Source organism: Albimonas pacifica (assembly GCF_900113695.1).
In the GTDB taxonomy this organism is placed as follows: domain Bacteria; phylum Pseudomonadota; class Alphaproteobacteria; order Rhodobacterales; family Rhodobacteraceae; genus Albimonas; species Albimonas pacifica.
Genome location: NZ_FOQH01000042.1, coordinates 1 through 3,783, shown reverse-complemented (window position 1 = coordinate 3,783; position 3,783 = coordinate 1). Strand labels below are relative to the sequence as shown.

8 protein-coding genes are annotated in these 3,783 nt (G+C 66.6%); 7 read left to right on the top strand and 1 reads right to left on the bottom strand.

Annotation, left to right across the window (positions count from 1 at the left end; all coding sequences use genetic code 11):
• The 5 genes from BM064_RS26390 to BM064_RS26375 all read left to right on the top strand — a co-directional run.
• Positions 1 to 569 (top strand): hypothetical protein (locus tag BM064_RS26390; RefSeq protein WP_218161137.1); only part of this gene is annotated, 569 nt, incomplete at its 5' end.
• Between the two features lie 239 nt (positions 570 to 808).
• On the top strand, positions 809 to 1,372 hold the full coding sequence (locus BM064_RS26385; RefSeq protein ID WP_092866521.1) for a hypothetical protein: 564 nt from the start codon (positions 809 to 811) through the stop codon (positions 1,370 to 1,372).
• Between the two features lie 14 nt (positions 1,373 to 1,386).
• Positions 1,387 to 1,554 carry a hypothetical protein gene (locus BM064_RS27710; RefSeq protein WP_177236415.1) on the top strand — a complete coding sequence of 56 codons (168 nt, stop codon included), beginning with the start codon at positions 1,387 to 1,389 and terminating at the stop codon, positions 1,552 to 1,554.
• Positions 1,551 to 1,829, top strand: coding sequence for a hypothetical protein (locus BM064_RS26380; RefSeq protein ID WP_092866518.1), 279 nt, complete (start codon positions 1,551 to 1,553; stop codon positions 1,827 to 1,829). Before BM064_RS27710 ends, BM064_RS26380 begins: the two co-directional genes overlap by 4 nt.
• A 67-nt stretch (positions 1,830 to 1,896) precedes the next feature.
• Complete coding sequence (locus BM064_RS26375) at positions 1,897 to 2,181, top strand: hypothetical protein (RefSeq protein WP_143103483.1); 285 nt, start codon at positions 1,897 to 1,899, stop codon at positions 2,179 to 2,181.
• A gap of 220 nt (positions 2,182 to 2,401) precedes the next feature.
• On the opposite strand, the gene BM064_RS26370 is transcribed toward BM064_RS26375, so the two are convergent.
• Positions 2,402 to 2,758 (bottom strand): ribbon-helix-helix protein, CopG family, encoded by a 357-nt coding sequence (locus tag BM064_RS26370; protein ID WP_092866512.1) that lies wholly within the window; start codon positions 2,756 to 2,758, stop codon positions 2,402 to 2,404.
• Positions 2,759 to 2,897: 139 nt separating this feature from the next.
• On the opposite strand from BM064_RS26370, the gene BM064_RS26365 reads away from it, so the two are divergent.
• Both BM064_RS26365 and BM064_RS26360 read left to right on the top strand, forming a co-directional pair.
• Positions 2,898 to 3,167, top strand: a complete 270-nt coding sequence (locus tag BM064_RS26365) for a hypothetical protein (protein ID WP_143103481.1) — start codon at positions 2,898 to 2,900, stop codon at positions 3,165 to 3,167.
• A gap of 118 nt (positions 3,168 to 3,285) precedes the next feature.
• Positions 3,286 to 3,723 (top strand): hypothetical protein, encoded by a 438-nt coding sequence (locus tag BM064_RS26360; RefSeq protein ID WP_143103480.1) that lies wholly within the window; start codon positions 3,286 to 3,288, stop codon positions 3,721 to 3,723.
• Positions 3,724 to 3,783 lie beyond the last annotated feature (60 nt).

Below are 3,783 nucleotides of genomic sequence, written 5' to 3'. Positions count from 1 at the left end.
TGCCCAAAAACGCCTCCGATCGTGTCCATCATCCCTTCATGGACACTATCGACACTTCAGCAGACCCGGCAGAGCGGCGAGGCCGGACGCTTACTGAGGTCCTGGCGACCAGCGCGACGAAGCGCGAGGCGGCGGAACGGTTGGGCGTGTCCCCCGTTGCCGCTCGGGCCAGGGCCGAAACGGCGGGTGCGCTAGAGGCCTGGCGGGCACTCCCCACAGGGCTCGCCTTCGCCGGCCGCTCCACCGGCATGCCGCGCTCCATCCAAAAGCAGGCGGAAGCGGGCGCCCTCTTCTCGGAGGCGCTTCAGGACGCTCCGCTGGACCCTCTAGCCAGCCAGGTCTCGAACATCGTGGGGCTGCTTCTGGCCGCCTACGCGATTACCGGCAGCATTGTCTTTCCTCGGGGCTGGGTGAGAGAAGTCATGCTGGCGTTCGAGCGCGAGGGCCTGAAGGTCCCCAGCGCCCACACCCTGCGTTGGTATCGGTGCAAGCTAGACACCCAGCCTTACTTGTTCGCCAGCGCGCCCAACGTCGACCTGCAACTGCTGGAAGACCTCGAGGCGAGATAGCGGATAGGCGGGTCCCGGCGCTCCCTCTGATTCTGGATCATGCGCGCAGGACCTCCAGGGGCCAACCGAACAAGGCATTTCGGCCCCTTTCCCTCAGCCAAGCACCGTATCGAGCACCGTTTCGGCGTCTCGGGGCTGCAAGCGCTGGCTTACGAGCCGGCGTCGGCGGCGACATGCTCGTCAGGTATCGCCCGCGTGCATGCGGGCGCGATGTGAAGAACGAGCAGCCGAGAGCAGACATGGCCGAGACCGAACAATCGCTGGCCGCCCGCGCCCAGAGCCTCACCGACGAGGTCGCGCGACTGGATGGCATGATCGCCGAGAGCGTGGCCGACGGCGAGGGTCAGAGCGAGCTGGTCGGCAAGATGCGGCTGAAACGCCGGCGCCTCCTCGACGAGCATTCGGACCTGGACAAAGCGCTGGCCGTCCTCAAGCGCCGGCGAGCGGACGAGGCCGAGAAGGCGCGGGAGCAGAACCGCCAGGAGGCGCTCGTCAGGATGCGCGCGCAGGCGGACGAGTTCCTCGAAGCGTCCTCGGCGGTCGACGCCGCCCTCGAGGCCCTGGAGGACGCCCACAACAGGCTGCACCTCGCGTCCCTGGACCTCTCGCGCTCCGCGCGGATGGCGGGCGAGAGCGACGGCGGGCGGCTCGCGAACATCATCGGCCCCGCGATGCGCTGGGCCGCCTGGCATGGCGCCCCCGGCGCCAGCAAGGACATGCAGGTTCCGCGGACCCCGGGCCACCGGCGCAGCACCCTTCGCAAGAGCCTGGAGAATGTGATCCCCGCGGTCGCGAAACGATGAAAGGGCAAGCCGTCATGCAGGACAAGTGGACCCACGGGCAGGCGACCAAGGAGCGGCGGGACATCGACGCGCTGGTCGAGCAGGCCGAAGAGCACGAGCGCAAGGGCGCCGAGCTTCGGCGGAACATCGAGGGGCGCGAGGCGCGCCTGGAGCAGCTCAAGCCGGAAGGATGGACGCGATGAGCGCGGCGGAACACCTGGCGACCTTGGAGGCCCTGGAGGACTCCGTCGCAAAGTCCACCAGTCTCCTCCGCGACGTGCGCAAGCGCGCGGACGACCTGTATCAGGAGCGGCTCCAGGAGCTCATGCAGGAACACGACTGCGACCTGGCGAAGGCGCACTACCTCGCGACCACCGATCCGACCGCGAGCCGGGCCTATCAGATGTCGGTCGAGATCGCCGAGAACGAGGCCGCGGAGACGCGGGCCGGTCTGGCCGCCGCGGCTCCGCTCGACTGAGTTCCGGGGGCGTTCCGTTCACGAGATAGGAGCGCCTGGAGCAACACAAGCCGGGAGGATGGATGCGATGAGCGCGGCGGAAGTCCAGGAGACCTCGGAGACCCCGGAGGACATCATCGCGAAGTCCGCCAGCCGCCTCCGCGACCTGCGCAAGCGTGCGGAAAACCTGTATCAGGAGCGGGTCTATAAGCTCATGCAGGAACATGGCTGCGACCTGGTGCAGGCGCACGCCCACGCGTCCAGAGACCCGACCGCGAGCCAGGCCCTCGAGATGTCGCTCGAGATCGCCGAGGACGTGATCGCGCGGAGCGGAGCCAGGGCGGCTCTGAGCGGCTCCGCGCCGGACGGCTGAGTTCCGGGGGCGTTCCGTTCACGAGATAGGAGCCGCGGGGGGTGAGCACCTCCGCAGCTCCTGGGAGCGGTTGGGTGGTGGGGTTTTCCACGGAGTTTTACCCACCGCTCGACTGCTCCCATAGGTGCGGCCTGGGGTGGGGTTTTCCATCGTTCTTACCCGCCAATTGACCGCATCTAAGGCGCCCGCGATCAAGCTTGAAGGCTCGCGGGCGCCCTTCTCATTTCGGCGCCGAGGCCGCTTTGCGCCTGGCCTCCACCTGAGAGATTACAGGCAGCCCCTTGCGCTTCATGTTGGACCTATACCAGGCCACCGAAGCTGGGGACGTCTTGGCGTCTGGAAGGCGCCGCCTCACCTCCGCCAGGACCGCTTCGTTGGTGAGCCCCTGAGCCAGCAGGCTCTCCGCCAACTCGCCGACGTTGCGAACCTCACCAACGGCCTCCTCGCCGAATATCGAGGCCCTGAGGCGATCCCGTATCACATCCGCCAACGAACGACCGGCCTCCTCCGCTTCGAGCGCGAGGGCTTGGTAGAGGTCGTCGTCCAGCGAAACGCTGAGCCTCACCGCAGGTCCCATCTTCGGCCTCCAAAACTTGAGCGAACTGCACCACAACCCTATTGAGAATCGGTGGGGAATATGAGAAACCCGCACCACATTCACCGCATGGTGCGGGAAGCTGGCATGCAGCAAGAGGTTTGGCAAGATGCGACGACCCATGGAAGTTAAAGAGGGACGCCCCAGCGAGTATGACGAAATGGTCCTTCCGGACGGTTTTGTGGACCAGCTTTCGGACGAGCGCTGCCGGCAGTTCTGGGGGCTGGTGATTGAAGTGGATCAAACGTTCTCGTGGGTGATGAACGAGCTCGCGATTGCCCGGGACCATCTCGATGCGGATGGCAAGCGCATGTTCGATGCCCTCGTCGACTTGGACGTGGACGCCATCACCCTGCTCCAGCGCATTACGGGGGCGGCTCAGAGGAGCTGAGCGCCGCTTGAACATGTCCGCGAGCCTTTCTCCATTCAGGGGGCTCGCGGGGTCTTCCCGCTGCGACAAGGTTCATTCATCGGCTCCGATCCCCGGGGCCTTTGACGGGACTTCGATCATGGCCAAGACCACCTATCTCGCCGTCGCCCCTGACGGCTCCCAGCACACCCGCACGACCGACAGGGACTACACCCACGCCGTCCTGGTCGAAGGACCTGGGGGCTGGGGCGTCCTGGGCTTCTGCGGCCGGCTGGACCTCGCACAGAAGAAGCAGGCCGAACGCACGGGGGCGATCATCGTCGAGGCGATCCCCGCGAACTCCCGGGCGCTCGGCGCTTCGGCGCCTGACGCTGACGAGCCCGAGGTCGCCGAAAAGACCGAGCCTGCCGACGAACCGGCCGACGGCGCTTCCGAAGCCGAGCCAACCGAACCGACCGAACCGAAGCGGACCATCGGCCGTCTGGTGGAGGAGCTCCTGATGGACGAGACGCTGGACTACGCCGCCATCGTGGAGAGGGTGGTTGAGGTGGTCCCCGAAATCCGGACAGGCGGCTAAGCTTGGTTCGTCGAGGATCGAGGACAAACGGGATGACGGGGAAGAGGCGGCGCTACAGCG